The 3610-nt window shown below is 32.1% G+C and carries 2 protein-coding genes and 2 pseudogenes; all 4 read left to right on the forward strand.

Going from position 1 to position 3610, the window contains the following annotated elements:
* Positions 1 to 660, forward strand: a pseudogene (locus FEM21_RS15795) (alpha-glucuronidase); the annotation flags it as partial.
* 28 nt (positions 661 to 688) lie between these two features.
* On the forward strand, positions 689 to 1813 hold the full coding sequence (locus FEM21_RS15800) for an endo-1,4-beta-xylanase (protein WP_035662622.1): 1125 nt from the start codon (positions 689 to 691) through the stop codon (positions 1811 to 1813).
* 28 nt (positions 1814 to 1841) lie between these two features.
* Positions 1842 to 3275, forward strand: a complete 1434-nt coding sequence (locus FEM21_RS15805) for an MFS transporter (protein WP_035662619.1) — start codon at positions 1842 to 1844, stop codon at positions 3273 to 3275.
* Between the two features lie 31 nt (positions 3276 to 3306).
* Positions 3307 to 3610 (forward strand): annotated as a pseudogene (locus tag FEM21_RS15810) (alpha-N-arabinofuranosidase); the annotation flags it as partial.

A 3610-nucleotide genomic window follows, 5' to 3' on the forward strand; every position in this document is an offset into this window, starting at 1 on the left:
GATGAATGGTTAAGAAGTACTTTTTCTAATGAAGATAATTTTGTAAAACCAGTTAAAGAAATGATATTAAAATCACGAGAAATTGTTGTAAACTATATGACACCATTTGGATTACATCATATTATGGATACAGGACATCATTATGGTCCTGGTCCATGGGTAAGTAATTTATCCAGACCCGACTGGAATCCAACTTATTATCATAAGGCTTCTCAAGATGGGATTGGTTTTAATCGTACCAAAACAGGAAGCAATGCTACAGCACAATATGCGCCTGAAGTAGCTAAATTATTTGAAAATTCTACTACTTGTCCTGAAAAAGATTTACTATGGTTTCATCATTTATCCTGGGATTATAAATTAAAAAATGGTCAGTCGCTTTGGGATGGAATGGCTTTAAAATATCAAGAAGGGGTTAATGAAGTTGGTTCAATGCTTTTGACATGGAATAAAATGGAAAAATTTATTGATAAAAAACGTTTTACAGAAGTTCAAATGCTATTAAATATTCAGAACAAAGAAGCCAAATGGTGGCGCGATGCCTGTCTTTTATATTTTCAACAATATTCAGGAAAAGAATTACCACAAGGAGTCGAAAAACCAAGCGAATCTTTAGAATATTTTAAATCATTAAAATTTCCATTTGCACCTGGCAATTAATCATATAAAAAATCAAAAAATATTAATTATGAAACCAACCAAATCCTTTTTATTCTTATTCTCAGCTGTAATTACCTTAAGTAGTTGCAATAATAAAATCAATAGCCAATCTACAGCAAAAAATTCTCTTAAAAATGCATACAAGGGTGATTTTTATATAGGAACAGCCTTAGATATTAATCAAATTGAAGAAAAGGATCCTAAAGTAACTAATCTAATTTCAAAACAATTCAATAGCATAACTCCCGAAAACATCATGAAATCGATGTTTCTTCAACCCGAAGAAAATAAGTTTGATTTTGATGTAAGTGATAAATATGTAGCTTTTGGACAAAAACATAAAATGTTTATTCATGGTCACACTTTAGTATGGCATAGCCAATTAGCTCCTTGGATGTCAAAAATAAAAGACAGTACTAGTATGGCTAAAATGCTAACCAATCATATTACTACTGTAGTAAAAAAATACAAAGGAAAAATTGACTCCTGGGATGTCGTTAATGAAGCACTTAACGAAGATGGTACATTAAGAAAATCTGTCTTTTTAAATACTTATGGAAAAAATTTTATAACTCATGCCTTTAAAACAGCAGCTGCAATAGACTCAAAAGTAGAATTATATTATAATGATTATAATCTATGTAATGCTAAAAAGAGACAAGGAGCAGTTGAACTTGTAAAAAATCTTCAAAAAAATGGGGCTAAAATTGATGGAGTTGGAGAACAAGGACATTGGCATTTAGAGACACCAACTCTTGAAGAAATAGAGAAAACTATACTAGATTTTTCCGCTCTTGGAGTTAAAGTATCTTTTTCTGAATTAGATATTTCTGTACTTCCAAGTCCCTATGGATTGCAAGGTGCTGAAATAAGCCAAAGATTCGCAAATAATGAAAAGATGAATCCATATCCTAAAACCTTACCAGATTCTATGCAAGTTAAACTTGCTCAACGTTATAACGATATCTTTAAATTATTTTTAAAACACAAAGACAAAATAAGTAGAGTAACATTTTGGGGAGTTAATGATACACAATCCTGGTTAAACGACTTTCCTATCAAAGGAAGAACAGATTATCCATTATTATTCGATGCCAATTTACAACCAAAGAAAGCTTATGAAAGTATTATCTCTTTGAAAGTAAAAAAATAAATCCATCTACTCAAAACAAAATAATTAAATGAATTCTATTTCACAAAAATTATCCATAAAAGAAAAAATTGGATACAGTCTGGGAGACCTTGCTGCCAACTTGGTTTTCCAAACCCTGATGACTTATCTTGCTTACTTTTATACGGATATATACGGTTTATCTCCCACTGATTCTTCAATAATCATGTTAAGTGTTGGATTAATAGCAGCCTTTATTTTTAATCCAATTATGGGTGCCATAGCTGATAGAACCAATTCTAAATGGGGAAAATTTCGTCCTTGGATTTTGTGGACGGCAGTTCCTTTAGGAATCATTGCTTTATTAGCTTTTACTACTCCTGATTTTTCATACAAAGGCAAAGTCATTTATGCTGTTATAACTTATACTTTATTACTCTTATTCTATGCGGCCAACAACCTTCCCTATTCAGCATTAAGTGGTGTTATTACTGGCGATATGGGAGAACGTAATAGCCTTTCGTCTTATCGTTTTGTTGCCGTCATGTTTGCACAATTTTTCGTGCAAGTTTTCATGCTCGGAATTATTAAAAGTGCTGGAAATGGTGACAAAGCAATTGGTATCGAAAAAGTCATGACTGTATTAGCCATCGTGGGTACCATCATGCTTTTAATTACTTTTTTTACTACTAAAGAGCGCATTATTCCTAAACCAGAGCAAAAGTCAAGTGTTGGTGAAGACTTAGCCGATTTAGTAAAAAATAAGCCTTGGCTGATTATGCTCACACTGACGACTTTAGTTTTTATCACATTGGCAATGAAAGGTGGAGCCTATGTCTATTATTTCGAAAATTATGTGGATAAACAACAATTGGCTATTCTTATTCAGCCTATTTTAGACGTTTTAAATTCCATTGGATTAAATCAATTTGGTGAAGATCCTATTTCTGCTGGTTTCGGATTGTTTAATGCTGGTGGTATCATTTTTATGATTGTCGGAATCACATTATCTAAAAGATTAGCCGACAAATATGGTAAAAGAGACATTTTTGGGTTTTTCCTTTTTATCTCTACTTTATTTATTCTTGCCTTTTATTTTTTTTCACCAAAATCGGTGAGTTTGATTTTTATTTCCCAAATCTTCCATGGTTTTTTCTACGGCATTACCATTCCTATCCTTTGGGCTATGATTGCCGATGTTGCCGATTATTCAGAATGGAAAAACAATCGTCGTGCTACTGCCATCATTTTCTCAGCAATGATGGTCGGATTAAAAGCAGGATTAAGTATTGGAGGAGCCCTGACAACTTCATTATTAGGCTATTTTAACTATATACCTAATGCTGAACAGCAATCTGCAACAGCTATAAACGGAATAAAATTACTAGTAAGTATTTTTCCTGCTATCCCTTTTATGATAGGAGTTGGACTTTTATTCTTCTATGAAATCAATAAAAAAATGGAAGTTCAAATAGAATCAGATTTAAACGAAAGAAGAGCTTAATCATTTTACATAATAATAAAATTAAATATAAATGCCAGAAGAAAATATCAAACATATAGACTTTAATGAATTAGCAAAAAATGCTATATCACAGCCATTAGTATCAAATATATATACCGCAGATCCTTCGGCTCATGTATTTAATGGTAAAATCTATATTTATCCATCTCATGACATAGATGCAGGAATTCCTTTCAATGATAATGGTGATCATTTTGGAATGGAAGATTATCACGTAATATCAATGGATGATATAGATGCTGATGCAAAAGATAATGGAGTTGCCTTACACGTAGATGACGTTCCTTGGGCTGAAAAACAAATGTGGGCTCCGG

It is taken from the genome of Flavobacterium seoulense, assembly GCF_000695795.1.
Taxonomy (GTDB): Bacteria; Bacteroidota; Bacteroidia; order Flavobacteriales; family Flavobacteriaceae; genus Flavobacterium; species Flavobacterium seoulense.